Here is a 23,417-nt window from a genome sequence, read left to right on the forward strand (position 1 = left end):
AGCGGCACCGCCGCTTCCCGGGTCAGACGTCATGCTGCCTGAACGGGGTCTCCGCTGTTCGCCCAGCCGGGATGCCGCGGCAGCCCGTCCTCGGGGATCGTCAGCATGGGATGCTTGGAGTTGACGAAGACCCAGCGGTCCGGCTGCGCTCCAACCTCCGCATCGCGATCCAGCGTCGGGATGTGGATCAGGAGATGGTCCGGGAAGGCGTCCACATAAAGGAACATGTGGCAGCCGCAATCCTTGCAGAAACGGCGATGGCAGGTCGGTTTCGTATCGAAATTGCGGATCTTGTCCTCGCCTGCCGTGATCTTGAACGCGCTGCGTTCCACCACCGCGATCAAGGCGAGCGCACCTCCGCAAGTATCTGTGCAGTCGGTGCAAAGACAGTAGTGAACTTCGGCGGGCGTAGCGTTGTATTCATAACGCACCGGATTGACATCACACCGGCAACCACCTTTCGCGAGAATAGCCATGTTTCCTCCCTACACTCGACAGTGAGAACGATTTTCGAAACCCAAAGGGCGGCCTCTCCTCGTATTGGCAATCCCTTTTCCGCCCGGCAGCAAATTGAAATCCGAGCAAGTTGAACTGCGCCAATACACGACCCTCTTCACGGCGATGCCGTGAATTCAAACCTTTGATTCTCTTATTGGTTCTGATCGATGCTATTCTCCCTGATATTCTTCAGCAATAGTACTTAGGTGCCTCGTTAGGCATGCAGGCTGGAGAACGCCGCCTTCATCGCCGCGTCCCTCCGGCCTCTGGGGCGTGTTTCATCGTTGCCACGCCCGCTTTCGCGTCTGGCCATTGACCCTTCGACAAGCTCAGGGTGGGAAGCGGGGCGCGTCTTCGGCACCGCACGAGGCGCTTTGGGGGCACCTCAAATTAGGCGCGTCCAACGCGCCCCGCCGGAGTCTGTCCCGACGGTCGGCCGGTCACCCGGGCCCTTCTCCTTCCCGGCTGCACCCAATTGGGGGTGAGCCGGGCCGAACAAAAGCCCTGGCGGCTTCTCCGCAATGCCGGCAACGCAGGCTGTCGCCCAGCGCTCCCGGCACCGCCGGCCTGTCGCGGGCCCTCAGGCCTCCGGGTACCGAGCCCGAAGGGAAAGGTCTCCGCCGCCCTCCCGAACACCCGGTGCGCATCCGGTTCCCGCGAGAGCGATGGCAAGGATTGTACGGGCGGGCTGGGGAGGGGGGCGAAGATTCCTGCGAAAAAGTTGGAGAATTTTTTCTGCAGTGAGTGAAACCAATGGGTTGGCGGGAAAGAAAAAAATTTGTCGCCACATTTTATCCCCGCGCGGGCGAGGCATCGCCGGCTGAGGCGAAGGGCGCCCGCCGCCTTTCCAACACGTAATCCCTACCCGCGCGCGTCATCCCGGAAAGCCGAAGGCTTGTCCGGGACCCATTCCGTAACTCGTCGACCTTCCGGAATGGGTCCCGGACAGTCTCCGCTTCGCTCCGACTTCCGGGATGACGCCCGCGCGGGGTGGGGGCGGCGCTGGCTGGCCGGTGTCGCCTACAGGTTGCGGATGAAATCCGCCACTTGCTCTTCGAGCCCCTTCGCCCTGGCTTCCGCTTCGCGCCGGCGGTCGGTGAGGCCGGCGATCCGGTTCTCCTCCTCTTCGAGCATGGAGACGTAGCGCTGGCCGAGCGTGCTGTCGGCGGGGACGGCGGCGAGGTTGTCGCGGATGCGGGCCTGGCTGTCGGCGGCGCGTTCGAGGTCGCGTTCCATGTCGTCCACCGCGCGCGCGGCCTCAGCGGCCTGTTGCCGCAGTTCGGCGAGTTCGGCGAGCTTCGATGCCGTGTCCGGGTCGGCGGCCGCGCCCGACCAGCCGAACAGCGCATCGGCCTCGGCATTCAAGAGAGCGAAGACTTCCGTGTCGCTTCTCTCGGCGGTGGCGACGACCTCGGCCGTGCCTCCGGCGGCGATTTCCACCCGCAGCCGGTGATGGCTCGGGGTGGCGCTGTCGAGGGCGCCGGAGGAGAAACGCCAGCCATTGCGGCGGGGGTGCTCGATGATCAAGGTGCGCGGCGCGTCGGCGGCGCCCTTGACGGAGTAGGTGGTGACGAGGCGGGAAAGGCGGGTGGCGCGCACCGTCCCGTCGACGATGGCGATGCGGCTGACGGTTTCCCGCGGCTGCGACTGGGTAGTGACCTCCACCTTGCGGTCGGCGGCGAAGCTCGCCATGCGGCTTTCGCCGGCGGGCAGGCCGGTGAGCTGGGCATCGCCGATATACCCGTCCCGGTCGTCATAGACGGTGAGGAGGCCGGGCGGCAGGCTTGCCGCGGTGGCGTTTTCCAGAAACAGGGCGGCGACGGGATGGGTGTCGTTGCGCTCCGGCTGGAAGACCGAAACCCGCTCGGCCGGCACCTCTTCGTCGACGAAGGGCACGGAAAGGGTCTGGCCGGCGGCGAGATCGACAGGAGAGGGCAGACGGTAGGTTGCCGTCGTCTCGCCCTCCTCAGCCACCGCGCGGCCTATCGGGGCGGATGCCGGCATCTCGGCCGACATGACGGCTTCGGGCGCGGCCATCATCTGTTGCCGCATGTCGAAGCCCGCCGCCCCATCTTCCTCAGCCATGGACATGGCCTTGGCGGCGTCCGGGCGCGGCGGTGTCGCGCTCCCCACTGTCACCGGGACCTCCGGCCGCTCGTGCCAGTAGCGCTGGTGCAGGCGCTGGGCGAGGGTGACCGGGGCGCCGGAGGAGAGGGTGAGCGCGACGTTCTGCCAGTCCTCGCCGGTGGCGTTCTCGATCACCGCCCAGGCCTGCAGGCGGGCGGTACCTTCGCCGCCGGTCACCAGGCGGTATGCCGTCTTCCAGACGGGCGCGGGCACGACATAGGAAAGGCCTACGGCCCGGCTGCCCTCGCCCGACAGCTCGATCGCTATCGAGCGGATATCGTCGGTGCGGCCGCGGCCGCTGACGCTTGCCGCCTCCCGCACCTTCTCGCGCATCGCCTCGTCGAGGATGTCGAGCACTGCGTCGGCGCCGAGGTTCAGCACCTCGATCCCGCCGGAATCCGTCATCACGGAGAGGATGCGCTCGGTGCGGGATGTCTCGCCCTCCCCGGCCTGCCGGGTGCCGACGCCGAGAACGACGCCCTCGACCGTGCGGCCGCCGGAGGATGCGCGGACGCCAACGCCCTGCAGGGACGCCGCCAGGTCGGGGAGCGACCCCATCTCCTCCGGCGTGAAGGGCAGGCGCCGGAACGTCTCCTCGACGGGCGACAGGCCATCCAGCGTCACCGCGCCGATGGCGCCGGCCGGATCGCGGACGAGGAGGCTTTTCAGGATGTCGTCGACCTGCTCGAGGGGGACGTCGATGCGCAAGGTGCCCGATCCGTCGACGGGGGCGCTGCGGTGGACCTCGGCCAGGCCGCCGGAGGACAGCGTGATGGCCTCGATCCGGCTGCCGGATGCCCCCTCGGCCATAACGGGCGCGGCCAGCGCCAGGAAAATGGCGGCGGCGCCCGGCATGAGCGGCCATGCCGGCGTCAATCGGCTTTCCAGCGTTCTCATCGTCTCCTCCTTGGCTGATGGCCGGCTTATCCTACCCGTCCTGCCGCGGGGAGGCACCCTCCCCGCGCATGGCGCCTGCCGGTTCCCACAGATCATATCGGGGGTGGATGGGGAGCAAGGTTATTGGATGGAGTCTTGGTTCGGCTTCGCCGGACCCCCACCCTCAATCCCTCCCCTCAAGGGGGAGGGAGGCAGGTCGAACCCGGCTTCGTCCCCCTCCCCCTTGAGGGGAGGGGTGAGGGGTGGGGGTCCGGCGAAGCCGAACCAAGACTCCATCCACATGCAATAGCCCCGCCGTCGTGGGGGAGACGTCCGGCCCTTCGACAAAGCTCAGGACAGGCGTCTGAAAGTGTCAGTAGGTGGTGCGGCCGCCGGACAGGTCGAAGACGGAGGCGGTGGTGAAGCTGTTTTCCCGGGAGACCAGCCAGGCGACCATGGCGGCGGCCTCGTCCACCTCCAGAAAGCGGCCGCGCGGGATGCGCACCAGCATGTATTCGATGAACTCCTTGGTGAGCGTATCGAGGATGCGGGTGTTGGCGGTGGCGGGGGTGATGGCGTTGACGGCGATGTCGTGTTTCGCCAGTTCCTTGCCGAGCGACTTTGTGAGGCCGATGACGCCGGCCTTGGCGGCCGAATAGGCGGAGAGATTGGGGTTGCCCTCCTTGCCGGCGACGGAGGAGATGTTGACGATGCGGCCGTAGTTGCGTGCCTTCATGGAGGGGATCACCACCTTGTTGACGTAGAAGGTGCCGTTCAGGTTGATCTCGACCACGCGGCGCCATTCGTCCGGGTCGTAGTCCTCCAGCGGCGCGTTGCCGCCGGCGATGCCTGCGGAATTGACCAGGATGGAGACGGGGCCGACCTCCTTCTCCACCTCCGCATGGACGCGTTCAAGGGCCGGAAGGTCGGTGATGTCGACGGTCTTTCTGGAAGCGGAAGGGCCGAGCGCCTTCGCCGCCTCGTCGAGCAGATCAGCGTTCAGGTCCCAGAGGCTTACCCTGGCGCCGGACTCGATCAGCCGGCTGGCTATGGCGAAGCCGATCCCCTGGGCGCCGCCCGTCACCACGGCCACCTGGCCTTCAAGGTCTATTCTGTTCATGTGATTTCCGTTCGCTGGATGCTGATTCGGAACCTGCCGGCTTCCTATTCCAGGTGGAACATTTTCCTGAGCGGCACTTGCACCGGCTCGTTGTCAGCGAGGGTTTCCATGATGTCGGCCATGTGGTCCCACCAGCGGCGCACGACTTCGTTGGCGGGCAGCGCGTCCATCTTGTGGCCGTCGGCGCGCGTCAGGATGGCGAAGAGGTGGTGGGTCTCCTCGTCGAGCCAGATGGAATAGTCCGAGACGCCGGCCTCGCGCAGGAGCGCGGCCAGCTCCGGCCAGATCTCGTCGTGGCGGCGCTTGTATTCGGCCGCCTGGCCGGGATCGAGGTTCATGCGAAAGGCGAACTTCTCGGGCATCCGCTTCCTCCCCTGTTGCAGGGTGGCCTGTTGCAGAGTGGCCTGTTGCAGACGGGCCTTTTGCAGACCACCAGGATCTCTCATGCCATCGGTTCGCCGGCTTGGCAAACGCGCTGGCGTGCGCAAGCGTCTTCGGGAGGATGGCGCATCGGCGCCGTGCAGTGTGGCCTTGGGGACATAGTGCATTCCTTGCGAAGGGGCTATGGTGCCGGCGATGGCGGAACGCCGGGGTGGGGCAAAAGAACGTCATACCGCCAGAGAAGGACCGGAAATGAACCAAAACTACGATGCATATGCCGTCGCCATCATCATCGCTTTCGGCGCGCTCATCATCGGCGGGCTGATGGCCGCGGCGATGGCGTTCGGCCAGAGCGACGCCTTCTTCTTTGCGCTCGGGGCGGCCGCGGCGGCATGGATATCGGGTTATGCGGTGTTTCTGGACCGGCCGCGCACCTTCATGGTTCTGGTGGGGCTGTCCGTGGTGATGGCGATCGCCTCGACGCTGGTGCTTGCCCTCTGATCAGCGGCACTCTCTTTGTTTGAGCATGATGGCCGGCTGCACGAGGTTGGCCATGAGGCGGAAGGCGCCGGGGACGAGCTTGTCGAATTGGTGGTGCAGGGTGAGGCTGGTGTGGGTGTGCCGGCCGTCGCCGACGCGGGCTGAGAGGAGAGAACCCTTCAGCGGTGCCTCGCCGGCGTCGTGCATGGCCAGAAGAGGCGTGTAGGCGCCGTCCCATTCGGCGGCGAAATAGAGGCCGCGCTCCTTGTCCCAGCCGGCGAAATCTTCCGCATCGATGGCGTTGGGGCCTTTCAGCAGGCCGTGATCCGGGGTGAGGAACGCGACGGGCGAAGCCGGGTCGGTGACGCGCCAGCGCAGCGACGGCCTGCCGATGACGAGGCGGCGCGGCGGTGTCTCATCGGGAGACCAGCCGTCGGTGGGGCGATGATAGAGGGTGACGAGATGGCCACCCGCCTCCACCCACGCGTGGAGCCGCCGCGTGGCGGCGGCAAGGTCGGGGCGCAGGCCGAAGGCGAAGATGCCGATGACGATGGTGGTGAAGCGGTCAAGGTCGCCGCGCATTGCCGCCTCGTCCAGATCGATCACGTTGAGCCCCATGCGCTTCAGCCAGAGGCCGGCACGGTCGGCGCCGCCGCCGATATAGCCGACCCGGGCGCCCTCCGGCAGCCGCAGGTCGAGCGCCAGGACGTCGAGGTTCTGCGGGGCGATGAAGCGGGTGCGGCCGATGTGGGGGTAGGCGATGGGGGTCTGGCGATAGGCCTGGACGCCGCCGACGCTCGCCCGGAGGGTGTGGCGGCCGGGGGCGAGGTCCGGTGCGATGTCGAGCGCGAAGCCTTCCGCCGCCGGCCTCGCGGCGATGCCGGGGCGGCTTTCCAGATCGAACCGGGCCTCGGCGCCTTCGAGGCGGGCGCGGATGGCGGCGCGTTGTGGCACGGCATGGGTGGAGACGATCAGCGCGTCGGGCGACAGGGCCAACGAGTGGGCGGGCACGATGTCGAGCGGCTGCTCCGGGTCGGCGAAGATCTTTATGCGGCGGCCGCCGATTTCGGCTGCCAGCGCCACACGGACAGAGCCGCTTCCCAAAAGGCTGGAGAAGGCGGGTGGATAGGCGTTGGCGACCGGAGCGTCTGGCGAAACCTTCAGCGGGAAGGAGGTGACCGGCCCCTTACGCGCCGGAGCGCCGCTTGAGATGCTGTCCGGCAGGATGGGCGTGATCTCGACCGCGCCGGTCGCCTCGGCAGGCGCTAGGTGCACGTGGAGCGTGGCGCTGCCGCCGGGAGTGAGGGCCGCGGGCTCGGCCCAGAGCGTGGGGACGATGCCGGCGGCGGCGGCGAGGGCTGCATCGATCTCGGCGAGCTTGCGCGTCAGGCGATGGCCGATGCGTTCTTTCTCCTCCTCCGAGAGGCGGCTTTGGGCGGTCTCGATGTGCCGCGCGGCGGCGGCAAGGGCCGGGACGATCCCGGTCTGGCGCGGAAATGCGTCGAGCGCCTCGCCGATGCGAACCTGTGCCGCGCGAAGCTCGGCCCCGGTTTCCCGGTCGAGGCCGGCGGCAAGGTCGGCCAGCGTTGCCGGCAGATGGTCGCGGATGTCGGTCTCGGCGCCCTTGCCGCCACGCTTCAGGTGCAGGGACCATGCGCGCTGCGGCTCGGGACGCCACTCGCCCATGCCCTGGGAGGCATGGCAGGCGCGTGACCATTCGCCGATCTCGTCATAGGCGGCACCCGTGGCGGCGTCGACGCCGGGGGCGCTGACGGTGACCGTTGCCGCGGGGGGCGGGACCTCGTCGTCATAGGTGCCGCCGCCGCCGGACCAGGCGGGGAGATAATATTTGCCGACTTTCCAGGGGGTGAGACCTTCGGCCGAGTGTTCCGGATAGGCTTCCGGATCTGCGGCGCGCTCGACGGCTTCTTCCGCGGCTTCGGTCATGGCGCGGTGGTGGCCGTGCTGGCCGGGTACGTCGAGGAAGGTGGGGATGACGATGTCGGGCCGCTCGGTGCGGTAGGCGCGCACCAGCCGCTCGACGATGCGCTCGCGGCCCCAGCGCGAAAGGGTATCCTTGCCGTTCTTGGAGAAGCCGAAATCGTGCACCGGGTCGTCCGGGCCGTGGCCGAGCCAGACGATGTCGGCGTCCAGCGTGCGCGCGGCCTCCTCCATCTCGCGGGTGCGCAGGACGCCCAGCGCCCCCGTGCGCTCCGGCCCGAGGCCGTTCTGCCCGCCCTCGCCGCGCGTCGAGCAGGCGACGATGACGCGCATGCCGAAGGCGAAGCGGAGGGCGGCGAGCATGCCGCTCCTCTCGTCGTCCGGGTGGGCGCCGGTGTTCATGACGGTGAGCGTGGAGGTGAGCCGGCTCAAGGCCCTGTGCAGCTCGACCAGGGCGGGACGCTCTTTCCGGCGTTGCAGGCGCGCGCGGGGGGTCAGCATGGGGTCGTGTCCTCGTGTTGCGGGTGTTGAGCGACGCTCAGATGTGGCGAAACGGTGTCGAGCAGCGGCAGGGCGGCGGCGCCGAGGGCGGCCGTCAGCTGACCGGTCTGGCCGCGGATGACGCGCGGCAGGGCGCGCGCGCTGCGCGTGGCGACGGAGACCGGCAGCGGTTCGAGCGCCGCGATCACCGCGTCGAGCACGGCATCGGGAAGGCCGCCACCGAAGATGATGGTCTCGGGGTCGAAGATGTTTTCCAGCATCGCCACGGTGGGCGCGAGATAGTCCGCGGCCTCGGCGATCCAGCCCATCACGACGGGGTTGCGCGCGTCGTAGAGGGCTTGCAGCGCGTCGATGGTCGCCGCCTCGTGGCCGGCCGCGGCCAGGCGCTCGCGCAAGGCGAAGACGGAGGCGAAGCGCTCCAGCGCGCCGTCGGGGCCGTATGTGCCCTGCCGGTTGCGCGGGGCGATGCCGATGTGGCCGATCTCGCCGGCATTGCCGAAGGCGCCGCGCAGGGGGCGGCCGTCCTGGATGACGCCAAGGCCCAGGCCGACGCCGAAATAGAGGAAACAGAAATTGGTGATCTGGCGCCCGGCGCCGTAGAGCCGCTCGCCGACGGCGGCGGCGGTGGCGTCGTTGTCGAAGGACACCTTTTCGCCGGTCGCCTGAGCGATCAGCGGCAGGGGATCGACGCCGGTCCAGCCCGGCAACGTCGCCGGACCGACGGAACTCATGCCCTCGATCTCGAAGGGGCCGGGCATCACCACGCCGATGCCCAGCAGGCGCTGGGTCGCCCTTCCCAGCGTGCCGCGCAGGCTCTCGATCTCCCGCGCAATCCGGCCCGGAACATGCCCGGGGTCTGTGTGCTCCAGCGGGCTGATGGACTGGGCCTTGAGGCCGCCCGACAGGTCGAGCAGCACGGCGACGATATGATCCGCGGCGACCTCGACGCCGGCGGTCAGCGGACCGTCCGGGTTGACCGCGAACTGGATGGGCGGCTGGCCGCGCCCGCTGCGCAGGCGGCCGAGCTCGATCAGCAAGCCTTCCTCGGTGAGTTCCTGGACGATATTGGCCACGGCCTGCGGCGTGAGGTGCGCGTGGCGGGCGATCTCGGCACGGCCGAGATGGCCGTTGGTGCGGATCACCTCCAGCACCACACGCCGGTTATGCGCCCGGTTGCGCTCGGGATTGCTGCCGATCGCACCGCGCCGGCGGTGGATGCCCTTCCGCCGATTGTCCATGCAACTGTCTCCGAGGCTTCAACTCGACCGGCAGGCTATTTTCCCCGATAGAATAACTCAAGTAGATTATTTTATTGACAAGCGCGGCTCGCTGCGATGACGTTGAGGCCTGGAACGGACGCACGTGCCGTTTCGAGGGGAAATAATCCGCCGCGGCCGAAGGGAGGCCGACGGCGAGCACATGGAGGATGCAATGCGCAGCAGGACAAGGCTCGCCGGGCTCGTCGCCGGCATCAGCTTTCTGGCCGTGGGCTCGGCCCAGGCGGTCGAGATCGAATACTGGCAATATGTCTTCGACAGCCGGGTGAAGGCGATGGATCAGCTGATCGCCAATTTCCAGGAAGCCAACCCCGATATCACCGTCAAGCATGTCACCTTCCCCTATGCCGACTACCAGACGCGCGTCGTGGCGGCGAAGGTGGCGGGACAGGGCCCGGACGTGGTGCAGCTCTTCTATGGCTGGCTCGACAATTTCGTCGCCGGCGGGCTGATCCAGCCGCTCGATCCGGAAATCTTTCCGCATGAGGAGATCGAGAGCGACTTCTTCCCCATCGTCTCGGCGATGAAGCGCGACGGCGACTATTACGGCCTGCCGACGGCCGTTCGCTCGCTGGCGCTGTTCTACAACAAGGCGCTGTTCGAGGAGGCCGGCCTCGACCCGAACAAGCCGCCGCAGACGCTGGACGAGCTGATCGAGGCTGCGAAGGCGACGACCAAGCGCGACGGCGGCGGCAACATCACTTCCGAAGGCATCACGATTGGGATGGAGGGGCAGGACCATCACTGGTGGCGCGAGGTCCTCATCCGCCAGAATGGCGGCCAGCCCTATTCCGACGACGGCACGAAGATCGCCTATACCGACGAGGTGGGCCTTGCGGCGCTGAAATTCCACGCCGGACTGCATACGGAGCACGGTGTCGCCCAGCCCGGCTTCATGGACGAAGCTCAAGCCGCCTTCCGGGCCGGCCTTGCGGCCATGACCATCGACGGCACCTTCCGCCTCGGTTCCTTTGCCGAAAATCCCTTCGAGTGGGGCGTGGCCGAGCTGCCGGCCAATGCCGACGGCACGCGCTCCAACTATTCGAGCTACTTCGCCAACGCCATCGGCGCGCTGTCGGAGGGCGAGGAGCTGGAGGCCGCGCAGAAGTTTCTTGCCTACATTTCCTCGCCGGAGGCGATGGAGGTCTGGCTGGAGACCGTGGGCGAATTGCCGGCACGCAAGGACGTGGCGCTGACGGAGAAGAACCTTTCCGACCCCACCTACGGGCCGTTCCTCAAGGGGCTGGAATATGCCCACACGACGCGCTTCGTCGACGAGGCGGCGCAGCGGCAAGTGATGATCGACATGGAGAACCGCATCTTCCTGGAGGGCCAGGACCCGGCCGAGGCGCTGGCGCTGGCCGCGGAGGAGGAGCAGGCTATCCTCGACAAGTTCTACAATAAGTAGGACAGCAGGGGCCGGGGCCATGACATCGGTCGCCACACAATCGGGCCCGGCGCGCGGCGCCGGGCTATGGGATCGCCTGACGATCCGCACCAAGCGCGTGGTCTGGGCGTGGGCGTTCCTCGCCGTGCCGATCGTCTTTTATGCCGGCATCCGGTTCTACCCCACCTTCCAGGCCTTCTGGCTCTCGCTAACGGACTGGGACCTGTTGAGGCCGGCGAGCTTCATCGGCCTCGGCAATTACGAGGCGCTGTTTTCCGACCCGCTGTTCTGGCGGGTCTTCCGCAACACCTTCACCTATCTCATCATCGGCACGCCGGTGAGCCTGGTGATCGCCTTCGTGGTGGCCTATTACCTTGACCGCGTGCGCTTCATGCACGGCTTCATCCGGGCGCTCTATTTCCTGCCGTTCCTGACGACGGCGGCGGCGATGGCCTGGGTGTGGCGGTGGTTCTATCAGCCGGTGCCCATCGGCGTGATCAACGGCTTCCTGGGGACGGTAGGCCTGCCAGCGCAGCCTTTCCTGCGCTCGGTAGACCAAGCGCTGCCGGCGATCATGGCGACGGCCATCTGGGCGGGGCTCGGCTTCCAGATCATCATCTTCATGGCCGGCCTGCGCGCCATCCCCACGACCTATTACGAAGCCGCGCGCATCGACGGCCTGGGGGAATGGGCGATCCTGCGCAAGATCACGCTGCCGCTGCTTAAACCCACGACAGTCTTCCTCGTCGTCTTCTCCTCGATCGGCTTCCTGCGCATCTTCGACCAGGTCTACAACATGACGACCAACGACCCCGGCGGGCCGTTGAACTCTACCAAGCCGCTGGTGCTGATGATCTACCAGACGGCGTTCTCGTCCTACGACATGGGGTATGCGGCGGCGCAGACGGTGGTGCTCTTCACCATCCTGCTCATCGTCTCGCTGATGCAGCTCTGGGTGCTGAGGAACCGCGCATGACGACGATGGCCGCCCCCACGACCGAGCTTGCCGCCAACGGGCGCGACATCCGGCCCGGCCGCATCGTTACCTGGACGCTGCTCCTGATCGGCGGGCTCGTGATGATCACGCCGCTTGCCTTCATGTTCTCGACCTCGCTGAAATCGGCGGGGCAGGTCTACGACCTCAGGCTCATCCCGGCGCAGCCGACGCTCGACAACTATATCAAGGTGCTGTCCGACGGCCGCTTCCTGCGCTGGTTCGTGAACTCGACGCTGGTGGCGACGGCAGTGACGCTCTCCAACGTCTTCTTCGACAGCCTGGTGGGCTACACGCTGGCGAAGTTCCAGTTCCGCGGGCGCTATTTCATCTTCCTTGCCATCCTGTCGACGCTGATGATCCCGACCGAGATGCTGGTGATCCCGTGGTATCTGATGTCGAGCCAGCTCGGATGGCTCGACACCTATTGGGGCATCATGTTTCCCGGCATGATGACGGCCTTCGGCACCTTCCTCATGAAGCAGTTCTTCGAGACCGTGCCCGACGATTTCCTGGAGGCGGCACGGGTGGACGGGCTCAACGAGTTCACCATCTGGTGGAAGATCGCCATGCCGATGGTGACGCCGGCTATCTCTGCGCTTGCCATCTTCACCTTCCTGGGCAACTGGACGGCCTTCTTCTGGCCGCTCATCGTCACCACCAGCCGCGAGCTCTATACGCTGCCGGTGGGGCTTTCGAGCTTTGCGGTCGAGCAATCTATCCAGTGGGAGATGATCATGACGGGGGCCGCACTCGCCACCGTTCCAACGCTCATCGTGTTCCTGGTGCTGCAGCGGTTTATCGTGCGCGGGGTGATGCTGGCGGGGCTGAAGGGGTAGGCGATGGATTTGGGTCGAAGCAGGTTTGCCTATCGGCGCCGTTTACTCCCCCTCAAGGGGGAGATGCCCGGCAGGGCAGAGGGGGGTAACCCATGAACGATCCACGCAAGACCGACAAAAGCACCTTCCCCGACCCCGTCTACAAGGAGACGGTGCTCAAACCCCTCTTCGACGGCGCCAAGGCGCATCATGTCGAGGGCTTCCGCGCCATCGACCGGGCGCATCTCGTGATGCTGGCGGAGACGGGGATCCTGAGCGATCTGCAGGCGGCAGCGATCGCCACGGCACTCGTTACGATCGACCGCGAGGTGGACGTCTCGGCGCTGACCTATACCGGCGAGGTGGAGGATTTCTTCTTCCTGATCGAGAAGGAGCTTAAACGCCGGCTGGGGCCGGATCTTGCCGGCCGGCTGCACACGGCGCGCTCGCGCAACGATATCGACCACACGCTCTTCAAGCTGGCGCTGAAAGGGCGGGTCGATGTGCTGCTCGAGAAGGCGCAGGCGCTCCTGGAGACGCTGATTGCGGCGGCGGAGCGCGAGAAGGAGACGCTGATCGTCGCCTATACGCATGGGCAGCCGGCGCAGCCGACGACCTTCGGGCACTATCTTTCGGCCGTCATCGAGGTGCTGATCCGGGATATCGAGCGCGTGCGGGAGGCGCGGGAGATCGTCGACCTCTCGCCCATGGGGGCGGCGGCCATCACCACCTCGGGCTTTCCCATCGACCGGGGGCTTGTGGCTGAGCTTTTAGGCTTTTCCGCGCCGCTTGAGAATTCCTATGGCTGCATCGCGGGGGTGGACTATGTCACCGCGACCTATGGGGCGATGGAGCTGATGTTCCTGCATCTCGGCCGGCCCATCCAGGACCTGCAGTTCTGGACGAGCTTCGAGGTGGGGCAGGTCTATGTGCCCAATGCCTTGGTGCAGATCTCCTCCATCATGCCGCAGAAGCGCAATCCGGTGCCGGTGGAGCATCTGCGGCACCTGGCGAGCCAGACCTTCGGCCGGGCGCGCGCCATGCTGGACGTGATGCACAACACGCCGTTTACCGACATGAACGATTCGGAGGGCGAGACGCAGGAGATGGGATACCAGGCCTTCGAGAGCGCATACCGCGTGCTCGACCTTCTTGCCGCGCTCGTCTCCCAGATCAGGATCGACCCGGCGCGCGTGGCGGCCAATATCCGCCGCTCCTGCATCACCGTTACCGAGCTTGCCGACAGCCTGGTGCGCCGTGAGGGGCTGTCCTTCCGCGAGGGGCACGAGATTGCCGCGGCGACGGCGCGCGCCGTGGTGGCCATCGATGGGGATCTGGCGGCGGACGGGTATGCGGCCTTTGCCGAAGCCTTCGCGCGGGCGACGGGGCGGGCGACGACGATCGATGAGAAGACGTTCGCCGAGCTGGTCTCGCCCGAGCATTTCGTCGCCGTGCGAACGCGCTTCGGCGGGCCGGCGCCCGAGCCGCTGGGCAATGCATTGGCCGGCTATGGGGAAAGGGCGCGGGGCTTTGCCGCGCGGGCGCGGGAGGATGCCGAGCGGCAGGCGGAGGCGGCACGGCGGTTGCAGGAAAAATTCACCGCATTGACGGAGCGGAGCTGATGGCGCGGATCGAGCTTGACGGTCTTACCAAGAAATACGGCCAGGTGCTGGCCGTGCAGAGCATCGATCTTGCCATTGGCGATGGCGAGTTCGTGGTCTTCGTCGGCCCGTCGGGCTGCGGCAAGTCGACGACGCTGAGGATGATCGCCGGGCTGGAGGACATCTCCGGCGGCGTGCTCAAGATTGCCGGCGAGACGGTGAACCAGCGCGAGCCCAAGCAGCGCAATGTGGCGATGGTGTTCCAGAACTACGCCATCTATCCGCATATGACGGTGGGCCAGAACATCGGCTTCGGCCTCTACACCTCCAAGCTCTCGAAGGCCGAGAAGCAGGAGCGCATCCTGGAGACGGCGCGCATCCTGGGGCTGGAAGAGCTGCTCGACCGGCGGCCGGCCGCGCTTTCGGGCGGCCAACGGCAGCGTGTGGCCATCGGGCGGGCGATGGTGCGCGATCCCGTCGCGTTCCTGTTCGACGAGCCGCTTTCCAACCTCGATGCGCAGCTGCGCTCGGCCATGCGCATCGAGATCAAGCGGCTGCACCAGCGGCTGGGCACCACCGTCGTCTATGTCACGCACGACCAGGTGGAGGCCATGACCATGGCCGACCGCATCGTTGTGATGCGCGACGGGCGCATCCTGCAGGTGGGCACGCCGGTGGAGCTTTACGAGAACCCGGTGGACGTCTTCACGGCGCGCTTCATCGGCAGCCCGGCGATGAACCTGGTGCCCGGCCGGATCGACGAGGGGGTGCTGGCGCTGCCGGGGGCGACACTTTCCGGCGTCGATGCCAGCGAGGTGTCGGGCGGAGACGTGCTGGTGGGCGTGCGCCCGCACGATCTGGTGATCGGCGAGGCGGACGGCGGGGGCCTTACCGTCTCGGGCCTCGTCACGGCCGCCGAGCCGCTGGGCTCGGAAACGCTCGTGCATCTCGACATCGCCGGCACCGAGGCCATCGCGACCGCGCCGGGCCGGGTGATCCCGGCGGTCGACAGCACGGTGACGGCAGCGGCGGCGCCCGGCTCGCTCTACCTCTTCGACGCCAAGACGGAGCGGGCACTGGGCCGGCTATGATGCTGCAGAAGACAGACTGTGGGGCGATTCTGAGCCTCGGCCGCATCTATTGCGATTTCGTCTTTACCGGCCTTGACGGCATGCCGCGGCTCGGCCGCGAATTGTTCGCCGAGGAGATGACGCTTGCCGCCGGCGGCGGCGCCTTCATCACCGCCGCCCACGGTGCTGCCCTCGGGCGGTCCACGGCGCTGGTGGCGCGGCTCGGCACCGATGCGCTCTCGCAGGCGATCGAGCCGCAACTGGCGCTGCCGGGCGTCGACCTGCAGTTCCTCGACCGGCATCCTTCCGCCGGGCCGCAAGTGACCGTGGTGATGGTCGAAGGGCGGGACCGGGCCTTCCTTTCCCGCCGCGCCGGCGCGGCCGAGCCGGCGACGCTCGCCGCGGCACTCTCCTGGCCGCAGGCGCGGCACCTGCACATCGCCGAATATGCGACACTTGCCGAGATGCCCGACGTGGTGCACCGTGCGAAGGAGCACGGCCTCACCGTCTCGCTCGATCCGAGCTGGGACGAGACGCTCATCCGCGACGCATCCTTCCTCGACCGCTGCGCCGGCGTCGACGTGTTCCTGCCCAATCTGGAGGAGGCGCGGGCGCTGACGGGAAGAGAAGCGCCAGGCGAGGCGCTTCAGGCGCTGTCGGCGCGGTTTCCGGCCGTGGCGCTGAAGCTCGGGGCCGAGGGCGGGATGGTGAGCATGGGCGGCGAAGTGCGCATGCTTCCTGCGCGGAGCGTTCGCGTCGTCGACACGACCGGCGCCGGAGACGCGTTCAACGCCGGCTTGCTGGACGCCTGGCTCGACGGCAAGACCGCCGAGACCTGCCTTGCGGCGGCAATCGCGGCGGGCACGCGCTCGGTGCAGGCGGCCGGCGGTGCAGCCGCGGTGTCGCCCTCCGCCAAGGCCAGTTGAGCCAGCGCGGTCGCATATGGATGGAGTCGTTGTTCGGCTTCGCCGGCCCCCCATTCTAAGCTTGTCGAAGGGGGCGAAGGGTGGGGGCCGATCTCAAGATCCATATGCCTTGCTGTGGGAAGGGATTGGCGTCACACCAGCATGCCAAACGGCTTCTCCACCAGCCGCTTGAAGGCGGAGAGCAGTTCGGCGCCGAGTGCCCCGTCCACCGCCCGGTGGTCCGTCGACAGCGTCGCCGACATGATCGTGGCGGCCTTGATCTCGCCGTTCTTGACCACCGCCCGCTCCTCGCCCGCGCCGACCGCCAGGATGGTCGCGTGCGGCGGGTTGATGACGGCGGAAAAGTGCTTGATGCCGTACATGCCCAGATTGGACACCGCCGTCGTGCCGCCCTGATATTCCTCCGGCTTCAGCTTGCGGCTCCTGGCCCGGGCGGCCAGGTCCTTCATCTCGTTGGAGATCGCCGACAGGGTCTTTTCCTCCGCCCGCCGCACGATCGGCGTGATCAGCCCGCCGGGGATGGCCACCGCCACGCCGACATCGGCATGGCGGTGTTTCACCATCGCGCTCTCCGTCCACGAGGCGTTGGCCTCGGGCACGGCTACAAGCGCCATCGCCATCGCCTTGATGATGAAGTCGTTGACCGACAGCTTGTAAGCCGGCTTCTCGCCATCCTCCGTCTTCACCAGCGGCGCGGCCTCGTTGAGCTGCTTCCTGAGGGCCAAAAGCGCGTCGATCTCGCAGTCGAGCGTGAGGTAGAAATGCGGGATCGTGCTCTTCGCCTCGACCAGGCGGCGGGCGATGGTCTTGCGCATGCCGTCATGGGGCACGAGCTCGTAGGAGCCTTCCTCGAAGAGCTTCAGCACCTGATCGTCGGACATGGGTTTGGGCGCGGGGGCCGGCGCCTCGGGCGCCTTGGCGGCGGGTGCCTTGGCCGCGCCGCCCGAAAGCGCCGCCTCGACATCGGCCTTCACCACGCGGCCGCGCGGGCCGGAGCCGGCGACGGCGGCAAGGTCGATGCCGGCCTCCCGGGCGATGCGGCGGGCGAGCGGGGAGGCGCGGACGGCTGATGAGGGCGGAATCCCCCCCACTGTGGCAGGATGATTGAATATGGATTGTGAGTCCTTGCTTGGACCCCCACCCCTCACCCCTCCCCTCAAGGGGGAGGGGGGCGCCGACGTTCCAGAATCCCCCTCCCCCTTGAGGGGAGGGGTGAGGAGTGGGGGTTCCGGCGAAGCCGAGGGGAAAGCCGCCTCCGGGGGCTCGCCTTCCTCATAGATCCACGCCACCGCCTCACCGACGGGAATCTCCACGCCTTCCTTGCCGGAAATATCGCGTATGACACCGCTTGCCGGGGCGTCGATCTCCATGGCCGCCTTGTCGGTCTCGATCTCGAACAGGAGGTCGCCCTTTTCGACAGCCGCCCCTTCCTCTACGTGCCAGCGCGAAATCCGCCCTGTCGCCATGTCCATGTCGACCTTTGGCAGAATGACTTCCACGGGCATTATCAGCGCGCTCCCTTTACGAGATCGCGGGCCGCCCGCAGGACGTCGGGCACCTGGGGCACGGTCGCCTTTTCCAGCTCGGGGTTGTAGGGGATCGGCGTTTCCGCGCCGCCGAGGCGGACGATGGGCGCGTCGAGGAAGTCGAAGGCTTCGCTCTCGGCGATCATGGCGCTGACCTCGGCGCCGACGCCCAGCGTCTTGACGCCCTCGTAGACACAGAGGAGCCGGCTCGTCTTTCTGACGCTGTCGACGACGGTCTCGCGGTCCATCGGCCGGACGGTGCGCAGGTCGATAACCTCGACGTCGATCCCCTCGCCTTCCAGCGTCTGCGCCGCCTCCAGCGCCTTGTGCACCATGATGGAGGTCGCGACGATGGTGAGGTCGCGCCCCTCGCGGCGGATCTCGGCCTTGCCGATGGGCACGGTGTAGTGGCCCTCCGGCACGGGGCCCTTCATCTTGTAGAGGAGCTTGTGCTCGAAGATCATCACCGGATCGGGATCGTCGATGGCGGCGAGCAGCATGCCCTTGGCATCGTGCGGGGTGGCGGGCTGGACGACCTTCAAGCCTGGCACGTGGCCGAGCCAGGCTTCCAGGCTCTGGCTGTGCTGGGCCGCCGCCCCCGTGCCGGAGCCCGCGGGAAAGCGCATGACCACGGGCACGGAGACCGCGCCGCCCAGCATGAAGCGCATCTTGGCGGCCTGGTTGACGATCTGCTCCATGGCGAGCGTGGCGAAATCGGAGAACTGGAATTCGAAGATCGGCCGCATGCCGGTGACGGCGGCACCGACGGCAACGCCGGCGCCGCCGAGTTCGGAGATCGGCGTATCCATCACCCGCTCCTCGCCGAAGCGGTGGACGAGATCGCCCGTGACCTGGAAGGCGCCGCCGTAGATGCCGATGTCCTCGCCCATCAGGAAGACGCGCTCGTCCGCCTCCATGGCGAGCACCATGGCCTCCTGGATCGCCTGCGCGTAGCTCAGTTCACGCGGCTGGGCATCCATCAGGCGGGCTCCGTATAGACATAGCGTTCGAGGTCGGCTGTCACTGGCGCCGGGCTTTCCTTGGCGAATTCGATGCCTTCGGCGATCTCCTTCGCTGCTGCCGCGCGCACCGCGTCGATCTCGTCCTGACTGACGATGCCCAATGCCTTCAATTCGGCCTCGTAGAGGGCGATGGGATCGCGGTTCGCCATCCAATCCTCGATCTCGTCTTTTGTGCGGTAGCGGTTGCGGTCGCTCTTGGAATGGCCGCGATAGCGGTAGGTCTTGGATTCGATCAGCGTCGGCCCCTCGCCGGCGCGTGCGCGCCGGGCGGCCTCGTGGGAGGCCTCGGCCACCTCAGACAGCACGTTGCCGTCGACGATCACGCCCGGCATCGCGTAGGCGCTGGCGCGCTCGGCGATGTCCTTTACGGCGGTGGAGCGCTCGGTGGAGGTGGACATGCCGTACTGGTTGTTCTCGCAGACGAAGACGACCGGCAGCTTCCAGATCGCGGCCATGTTGAGTGCCTCGTGGAAGGCGCCCTCGTTGTTGGCGCCGTCGCCGAAGAAGCAGACGACGATCTTGCCGTTCTTCAGCCGCTTGGCCGAGAGGGCAGCACCGACGGCGATGGGGATGCCGCCGCCGACGATGCCGTTTGCGCCGAGATTGCCCTTCGACACGTCGGCGATGTGCATGGAGCCGCCGCGGCCGCGGCAATAGCCGGTGGTCTTGCCGAAGAACTCGGCGAACATCCTCGAGACCTCGGCTCCCTTGGCGATGCAATGGCCGTGGCCGCGATGGGTGGAGGTGATCTGGTCGTCGTCGGTGAGCGGCAGGCAGATGCCGACGGCACTCGCCTCCTGGCCGATGGACAGGTGCATGGTGCCGTGGATGAGGCCGCGCATATAGCATTCCTCCGCCCCCTCCTCGAAGAGGCGGATGAGATGCATCTTGTAGAGCGCCTCTTTCAGGGCGTCCTTGTCGTGGTGGCGGTAAAGGAAGGGCAGGTTGGCGCCGGCCTTGGCCGTTCCGGCGCGCGCGCGCGTCCTCGCCATGGTCAGTCTCCCGCGTTCCCGAAGACGAGCTTGTCCTGCCTTGCACGCAGCTCGGCGATCTTCGAGCCGGGCGCCAGAGCGGCGTTGGCGTGGGTGATGAGCTCGCCCTTGGCGATGGGCGCCGTGACGGAGCCGCCCTGAAGCAGGCCGCAGGGGACGGCATTGGCGGCGCGGGCCTCCCCTGCCGTCATGATCCAGGCGCGGTAGCAGTATTCGCCGATGGCATCGAGCACCTCGCCGGGCTTCAGGTCCTTCTTGGCCACGGCGCAGACTTCCGCCACGGGACGCGACAGCGGCACCATGTCCGGTTTGCCGTAAAGGACGACACGGGCGCAGGTGAGCGGCACTTCGAGCGAGGTGAGGTGGTAGGGGCGGTGGAAGGTGAAATAGGGACCCTTGCCCATCTTCAGGTCTTCCATGCGCTCGGAGATGCGCGGATGCGACATGTCGGCGACGACGAAGACGCCGGGGGCGACGCCCTTGCCGATGGAATAATCGACGACGCCGACACGGGAGAGCACGCCGCCGTCCTTCTCGGGAATCAGCGTCGAGGAGAGTTCGCCCAGCGTGGCGGCGGGGCCGTGCATGCCGGGCTTGTCGGGCACGAGGCCGGTGGCGTTGGCGATGGCCGCCATCTCCACCATGGTCTTGGAACCGTCGACGAACTCGACCAGCATGCGCGGGTTCATGTTGCGGCGCTCGGCCTCTTCCCGGTAGGCATCGGGGGTGGCATCGATATTGAGCGGGTTGTTCTTGCCCTTGCCGGCGGCGACGATCGGGTGGCCCATGGCGGAGACGAACTCGATCAGCTCCATGCAGGAGGACGGCTCGTCGCCGGCGCCGAGCGAATAGGTGACGCCCAGACGGTCGGCCTCGCTCTTCAGGTAGGCGCCGATGGTGACGTCGGCCTCGACGTTCATCATGACGAGGTGCTTGCCGTGCTCCATGGCGTGAAGGCCGATCTCGGCGCCGACGGCGGGCACGCCGGTGGCGTCGATCACCACATCGATGAGATCGTTGCCGATGAGGAGACCCGCGTCCTCCGTCACCGCGACCTTGCCGGCTTCCATGGCCGCACTCATCGCGGAAGCGCTGGCGACCTCGCGCGCGTGGCCTTTCTCGCGATAGGCGATGTCGACGGCCTTGCTTGCGGCCGGCAGGTCCAGTTCGGCGATGGCGCCGATCTCGACCCCCGCCATATGGGCGACGCGGGTGACGATGTCGGTGCCCATCTCGCCGGAGCCGACGAGGCCGATGCGGATCGGCCGGCCGGCCTTCTCCCGCTCCGCGAGATCGCGCGCAAGCCCGGTCAAGGCAACGTTCGTGGCCATTCTGTCAGTCCTCCCGAAAACCGCTTGGTTTCCTCCTGACTATGGAACATATGTTTCAATGTCAATACGATTGTCCATTTTGAGCGAGGTGAGATTAGGCCGGGTCATCCCAGCCGCCGTCATCCCGGAAAGCCGAAGGCTTGTCCGGGACCCACTCCGGAACGTGGACGAGTCACGGAATGGGTCCCGGACAGCCTGCGCTTCGCGCCGGCTTCCGGGATGACGGCGGTTGGGATGACCCGGCCTGAAGTCACCAGGCTCCCTCAGTTGAGCGAAACACGCTCTCCCGGCAGGTCGAGGGAAAAGGCGGGAATCTCCACCTCGAAGGTCGCCCCGTGCGGGTTCCGCATCGTATAGCGCCCGGCCATGATGCCGGAGGACGTCGTCAGCGGGCAGCCGGAGGTATACTGATAGCTGTCGCCCGGCTCGAGCTCGGGCTGATCACCCACCACGCCTTCGCCGCGCACTTCCTGCATGCGCCCGAGCCCGTCGGTGATCTGCCAGTAGCGGGACATCAATTTGACCGTCTCGCGGGAAAAATTGGCGATGGTGATCTGATATGCCCAGACATAGCGGCTTTCCTCCGGGTCCGAGCGCTCGGGCAGGAAGAAGGGCTCGACGCACACCTCAATATCGTGGGTTATCGCTCGATACATGGGTCATACCTTGGGGGCCACCCCGGGTCCCACCTTGCCGCACGCCGCCTCGCAAGGGTCTGACGACATTGTGACAGGTGATATGTGTCCGGCAAGGCTATAGGTCAATTTGGGTAAAGACCGGGCAGGAGAGAACGGTGATCGACGGTTGGGGAAAACGGAGGCTGGAGCCGGTTCTTGCCGCGCTGGCGGCAAGGCTGGCAGCGGTGGGCGTCTCGCCCAACGCCGCGACGGCCTTGAGCCTGATGGCCGGGCTCAGCGCCGGGGCGGCCATCGCCACCGGCCATTTCTGGACGGGGCTTGCGCTCATTATCCTCAGCCGGCTGGGCGACGGGCTCGACGGCGCGCTGGCGCGCATAAGGGGCAGCACGGATTTCGGGGGCTATATCGATATCGTCTTCGACTTCGCCTATTACGGCATCATCCCCCTCGGCTTCGTCCTCTACGATCCCGGCGCCAACGGCGTGGCCGGTGCGTTCCTGCTCTTTGCCTTCTACGTCAACGGCGCGAGCTTCCTCGCCTATGCAGTGCTGGCGGAAAAGCGCCGCATGAAAACGCTGGAGCGGGGCGAGAAGTCCTTCTTCTTCACAACAGGGCTGGCGGAAGCCGGCGAGACACTGATCGCCTTTGCGCTCGCCTGCCTGTTTCCCCGGTGGTTTCCCCTTATCGCCTACGTTTTCGCGGCGATCACGCTCTATACGGCGGCGGCGCGTGTAGTGCTGGCGGGGAAGGTGTTTCGGTGAAGCGGGCTAACTTTGTTTTGTCGCAATCCGGACGGAAAACCGGTTTCCACCTTTCCTGGAATTGCTCTACTTCTCGGCTATCGGCTTGAGGATGCGGCGGCGGCGGTCGGCGGTGCGGCCCTGGACGATGCGGACCCGCTTGACGCGGCGCGGATCGGCGTCGAGCACGTGGAACTCGAAGCCGGGGATCGCCTGCACCACCTCGCCGCGCGCCGGCACGCGGCCGAGCGTGTTGAAGATCATGCCGCCGATCGTGTCCACGTCCTCGGCGTGCTCGCCGGCGCCGAAACCGTCGCCGATGGCCTTTGCCACGTCCTCGATCTCGGCCCGCGCGTCGACGACGAAGATGCCGTCGCCCGTCTGCTCGATCATCGGCTCGTCTTCGTCGTGCTCGTCCTCGATGTCGCCGATGACCATCTCGACGATATCCTCCAGCGAGACGAGGCCGTCCGTGCCGCCATATTCGTCGATGACGAGGGCCATCTGCGTGCGGCCGGCCTGCATGCGCGCCATGAGGTCGGAGGCGAGCATGGACGGCGGCACGAAAAGCAGCGGCCGCATGATGCTGAGCTCGCCGATGGTGCGACCGAGATCGACGTTGGCGAGGTCGAGCGGCATGGCTGCCGGATCCTTGCGGCTACCGCGCCCCTTCTTCTGCCGGGAGGTGCGGATGAGATGGGCCACCACGTCGCGGATATGCACCATGCCGCGCGGGTCATCCAGCGATTCGGCGTAGACCGGCATGCGCGAATGGGCCCCGCGCTCGAAAATGTTCAAAAGCCCGCCCAGCGTCGTGGAGAGGTCTACCGCCTCGATATCGGCGCGCGGCACCATCACATCCTCCACGCGCAACTCGCGCAGGCGCAGGATGTTCTGCAGCATCGCCCGCTCCCCCGCAGAGAAGGGGGCCGTGTCGGCGGTGTGCTCGTGGAGCACCTCGGCGAGATCGTCGTGCAGCGACGAGCCGTTGCGCAAGCCCAGGAAAGCGGCAAGCCGTCGAAGAAACGTTGGTCGGGTCTGGACGCGTTGAGGCGGTCTACTCGACCCCTCTTCTCCCTCCGCGGGAGAACCGCCTTCGGCGTCCGAGGTGCCGCCGGCGGCGATCATGGATGTGTCAGTCATCGTCTTTCAGTCGTTTTCACCTACACAG

The 23,417-nt window shown here is 66.9% G+C and carries 20 protein-coding genes; 8 read left to right on the top strand and 12 right to left on the bottom strand.

Annotated elements, in window-relative coordinates; all coding sequences use genetic code 11:
- Nucleotides 1-29 precede the first annotated feature (29 nt).
- From GPJ75_RS19315 to rhaM, 4 genes are all read right to left on the bottom strand, one after another.
- Complete coding sequence (locus tag GPJ75_RS19315; RefSeq protein WP_163270360.1) at nucleotides 30-476, bottom strand: GFA family protein; 447 nt, start codon at nucleotides 474-476, stop codon at nucleotides 30-32.
- Between the two features lie 1,042 nt (nucleotides 477-1,518).
- Complete coding sequence (locus tag GPJ75_RS19320; protein ID WP_246249137.1) at nucleotides 1,519-3,522, bottom strand: DUF4139 domain-containing protein; 2,004 nt, start codon at nucleotides 3,520-3,522, stop codon at nucleotides 1,519-1,521.
- A 352-nt stretch (nucleotides 3,523-3,874) separates the two neighbouring features.
- Nucleotides 3,875-4,621: an SDR family NAD(P)-dependent oxidoreductase gene (locus GPJ75_RS19325; RefSeq protein ID WP_163270362.1), complete on the bottom strand. Its 747-nt coding sequence runs from the start codon at nucleotides 4,619-4,621 to the stop codon at nucleotides 3,875-3,877.
- Nucleotides 4,622-4,665: 44 nt separating this feature from the next.
- Nucleotides 4,666-4,983: an L-rhamnose mutarotase gene (rhaM, locus tag GPJ75_RS19330; protein WP_163270364.1), complete on the bottom strand. Its 318-nt coding sequence runs from the start codon at nucleotides 4,981-4,983 to the stop codon at nucleotides 4,666-4,668.
- Nucleotides 4,984-5,254: 271 nt separating this feature from the next.
- On the opposite strand from rhaM, the gene GPJ75_RS19335 reads away from it, so the two are divergent.
- Nucleotides 5,255-5,503 (top strand): hypothetical protein, encoded by a 249-nt coding sequence (locus tag GPJ75_RS19335; RefSeq protein ID WP_163270367.1) that lies wholly within the window; start codon nucleotides 5,255-5,257, stop codon nucleotides 5,501-5,503.
- Here GPJ75_RS19335 and GPJ75_RS19340 read toward each other — a convergent pair whose 3' ends face one another.
- Entirely contained in the window at nucleotides 5,504-7,924 is a 2,421-nt protein-coding gene (locus GPJ75_RS19340; protein WP_163270369.1) for a PIG-L family deacetylase, read from the bottom strand. It lies immediately after the preceding gene.
- Nucleotides 7,918-9,162, bottom strand: coding sequence for an ROK family transcriptional regulator (locus GPJ75_RS19345; protein ID WP_163270371.1), 1,245 nt, complete (start codon nucleotides 9,160-9,162; stop codon nucleotides 7,918-7,920). Before GPJ75_RS19345 ends, GPJ75_RS19340 begins: the two co-directional genes overlap by 7 nt.
- A gap of 181 nt (nucleotides 9,163-9,343) precedes the next feature.
- Between GPJ75_RS19345 and GPJ75_RS19350 the strand changes: the two genes are divergently transcribed.
- From GPJ75_RS19350 to GPJ75_RS19375, 6 genes are all read left to right on the top strand, one after another.
- Nucleotides 9,344-10,609: a sugar ABC transporter substrate-binding protein gene (locus tag GPJ75_RS19350; protein ID WP_425483173.1), complete on the top strand. Its 1,266-nt coding sequence runs from the start codon at nucleotides 9,344-9,346 to the stop codon at nucleotides 10,607-10,609.
- A gap of 19 nt (nucleotides 10,610-10,628) precedes the next feature.
- On the top strand, nucleotides 10,629-11,564 hold the full coding sequence (locus GPJ75_RS19355) for a carbohydrate ABC transporter permease (RefSeq protein ID WP_159593624.1): 936 nt from the start codon (nucleotides 10,629-10,631) through the stop codon (nucleotides 11,562-11,564).
- 5 nt (nucleotides 11,565-11,569) lie between these two features.
- On the top strand, nucleotides 11,570-12,421 hold the full coding sequence (locus tag GPJ75_RS19360) for a carbohydrate ABC transporter permease (protein WP_159593632.1): 852 nt from the start codon (nucleotides 11,570-11,572) through the stop codon (nucleotides 12,419-12,421).
- A gap of 92 nt (nucleotides 12,422-12,513) precedes the next feature.
- Nucleotides 12,514-14,022: an argininosuccinate lyase gene (gene argH / locus GPJ75_RS19365; protein WP_163270375.1), complete on the top strand. Its 1,509-nt coding sequence runs from the start codon at nucleotides 12,514-12,516 to the stop codon at nucleotides 14,020-14,022.
- Nucleotides 14,022-15,092, top strand: a complete 1,071-nt coding sequence (locus GPJ75_RS19370) for an ABC transporter ATP-binding protein (protein WP_159593628.1) — start codon at nucleotides 14,022-14,024, stop codon at nucleotides 15,090-15,092. The genes argH and GPJ75_RS19370 overlap by 1 nt, the downstream gene beginning before the upstream one ends.
- Nucleotides 15,089-15,997, top strand: a complete 909-nt coding sequence (locus GPJ75_RS19375) for a carbohydrate kinase family protein (protein WP_205602584.1) — start codon at nucleotides 15,089-15,091, stop codon at nucleotides 15,995-15,997. The genes GPJ75_RS19370 and GPJ75_RS19375 overlap by 4 nt, the downstream gene beginning before the upstream one ends.
- Before the next feature lie 131 nt (nucleotides 15,998-16,128).
- Here the strand turns inward: GPJ75_RS19375 and GPJ75_RS19380 are convergent, their stop codons facing one another.
- The 5 genes from GPJ75_RS19380 to apaG form a co-directional block, all read right to left on the bottom strand.
- A complete protein-coding gene (locus tag GPJ75_RS19380) occupies nucleotides 16,129-17,502 on the bottom strand; it encodes a pyruvate dehydrogenase complex dihydrolipoamide acetyltransferase (RefSeq protein ID WP_163270377.1) in 1,374 nt (457 codons plus the stop codon).
- A 2-nt stretch (nucleotides 17,503-17,504) separates the two neighbouring features.
- On the bottom strand, nucleotides 17,505-18,503 hold the full coding sequence (locus GPJ75_RS19385; RefSeq protein ID WP_163270379.1) for an alpha-ketoacid dehydrogenase subunit beta: 999 nt from the start codon (nucleotides 18,501-18,503) through the stop codon (nucleotides 17,505-17,507).
- The gene (locus GPJ75_RS19390; RefSeq protein ID WP_163270381.1) at nucleotides 18,503-19,537 is read right to left on the bottom strand and encodes a thiamine pyrophosphate-dependent dehydrogenase E1 component subunit alpha; all 1,035 of its coding nucleotides are present in this window, start codon (nucleotides 19,535-19,537) and stop codon (nucleotides 18,503-18,505) included. The genes GPJ75_RS19385 and GPJ75_RS19390 overlap by 1 nt, the downstream gene beginning before the upstream one ends.
- Nucleotides 19,538-19,539: 2 nt before the next feature.
- Complete coding sequence (locus GPJ75_RS19395) at nucleotides 19,540-20,868, bottom strand: NAD(P)H-dependent oxidoreductase (RefSeq protein WP_163270383.1); 1,329 nt, start codon at nucleotides 20,866-20,868, stop codon at nucleotides 19,540-19,542.
- Nucleotides 20,869-21,131: 263 nt separating this feature from the next.
- On the bottom strand, nucleotides 21,132-21,524 hold the full coding sequence (gene apaG / locus GPJ75_RS19400) for a Co2+/Mg2+ efflux protein ApaG (RefSeq protein ID WP_163270385.1): 393 nt from the start codon (nucleotides 21,522-21,524) through the stop codon (nucleotides 21,132-21,134).
- 137 nt (nucleotides 21,525-21,661) lie between these two features.
- Here apaG and GPJ75_RS19405 point away from each other — a divergent pair, with 137 nt between their 5' ends.
- Entirely contained in the window at nucleotides 21,662-22,267 is a 606-nt protein-coding gene (locus tag GPJ75_RS19405) for a CDP-alcohol phosphatidyltransferase family protein (RefSeq protein ID WP_163270387.1), read from the top strand.
- Nucleotides 22,268-22,333: 66 nt separating this feature from the next.
- Here the strand turns inward: GPJ75_RS19405 and GPJ75_RS19410 are convergent, their stop codons facing one another.
- Nucleotides 22,334-23,389, bottom strand: a complete 1,056-nt coding sequence (locus tag GPJ75_RS19410) for a hemolysin family protein (RefSeq protein WP_163270389.1) — start codon at nucleotides 23,387-23,389, stop codon at nucleotides 22,334-22,336.
- Between the last annotated feature and the right edge of the window lie 28 nt (nucleotides 23,390-23,417).

This window comes from Chelativorans alearensis (genome assembly GCF_010993735.1).
In the GTDB taxonomy this organism is placed as follows: domain Bacteria; phylum Pseudomonadota; class Alphaproteobacteria; order Rhizobiales; family Rhizobiaceae; genus Chelativorans; species Chelativorans alearense.

Bases quoted from the DNA above. Each gene is read 5' to 3' on its own strand.
- GPJ75_RS19315 (WP_163270360.1), bottom strand. From the start codon at position 476: ATGGCTATTCTCGCGAAAGGTGGTTGCCGGTGTGATGTCAATCCGGTG.
- GPJ75_RS19320 (WP_246249137.1), bottom strand. From the start codon at position 3,522: ATGAGAACGCTGGAAAGCCGATTGACGCCGGCATGGCCGCTCATGCCG.
- GPJ75_RS19325 (WP_163270362.1), bottom strand. From the start codon at position 4,621: ATGAACAGAATAGACCTTGAAGGCCAGGTGGCCGTGGTGACGGGCGGC.
- rhaM (WP_163270364.1), bottom strand. From the start codon at position 4,983: ATGCCCGAGAAGTTCGCCTTTCGCATGAACCTCGATCCCGGCCAGGCG.
- GPJ75_RS19335 (WP_163270367.1), top strand. From the start codon at position 5,255: ATGAACCAAAACTACGATGCATATGCCGTCGCCATCATCATCGCTTTC.
- GPJ75_RS19340 (WP_163270369.1), bottom strand. From the start codon at position 7,924: ATGCTGACCCCCCGCGCGCGCCTGCAACGCCGGAAAGAGCGTCCCGCC.
- GPJ75_RS19345 (WP_163270371.1), bottom strand. From the start codon at position 9,162: ATGGACAATCGGCGGAAGGGCATCCACCGCCGGCGCGGTGCGATCGGC.
- GPJ75_RS19350 (WP_425483173.1), top strand. From the start codon at position 9,344: ATGGAGGATGCAATGCGCAGCAGGACAAGGCTCGCCGGGCTCGTCGCC.
- GPJ75_RS19355 (WP_159593624.1), top strand. From the start codon at position 10,629: ATGACATCGGTCGCCACACAATCGGGCCCGGCGCGCGGCGCCGGGCTA.
- GPJ75_RS19360 (WP_159593632.1), top strand. From the start codon at position 11,570: ATGGCCGCCCCCACGACCGAGCTTGCCGCCAACGGGCGCGACATCCGG.
- argH (WP_163270375.1), top strand. From the start codon at position 12,514: ATGAACGATCCACGCAAGACCGACAAAAGCACCTTCCCCGACCCCGTC.
- GPJ75_RS19370 (WP_159593628.1), top strand. From the start codon at position 14,022: ATGGCGCGGATCGAGCTTGACGGTCTTACCAAGAAATACGGCCAGGTG.
- GPJ75_RS19375 (WP_205602584.1), top strand. From the start codon at position 15,089: ATGATGCTGCAGAAGACAGACTGTGGGGCGATTCTGAGCCTCGGCCGC.
- GPJ75_RS19380 (WP_163270377.1), bottom strand. From the start codon at position 17,502: ATGCCCGTGGAAGTCATTCTGCCAAAGGTCGACATGGACATGGCGACA.
- GPJ75_RS19385 (WP_163270379.1), bottom strand. From the start codon at position 18,503: ATGGATGCCCAGCCGCGTGAACTGAGCTACGCGCAGGCGATCCAGGAG.
- GPJ75_RS19390 (WP_163270381.1), bottom strand. From the start codon at position 19,537: ATGGCGAGGACGCGCGCGCGCGCCGGAACGGCCAAGGCCGGCGCCAAC.
- GPJ75_RS19395 (WP_163270383.1), bottom strand. From the start codon at position 20,868: ATGGCCACGAACGTTGCCTTGACCGGGCTTGCGCGCGATCTCGCGGAG.
- apaG (WP_163270385.1), bottom strand. From the start codon at position 21,524: ATGTATCGAGCGATAACCCACGATATTGAGGTGTGCGTCGAGCCCTTC.
- GPJ75_RS19410 (WP_163270389.1), bottom strand. From the start codon at position 23,389: ATGACTGACACATCCATGATCGCCGCCGGCGGCACCTCGGACGCCGAA.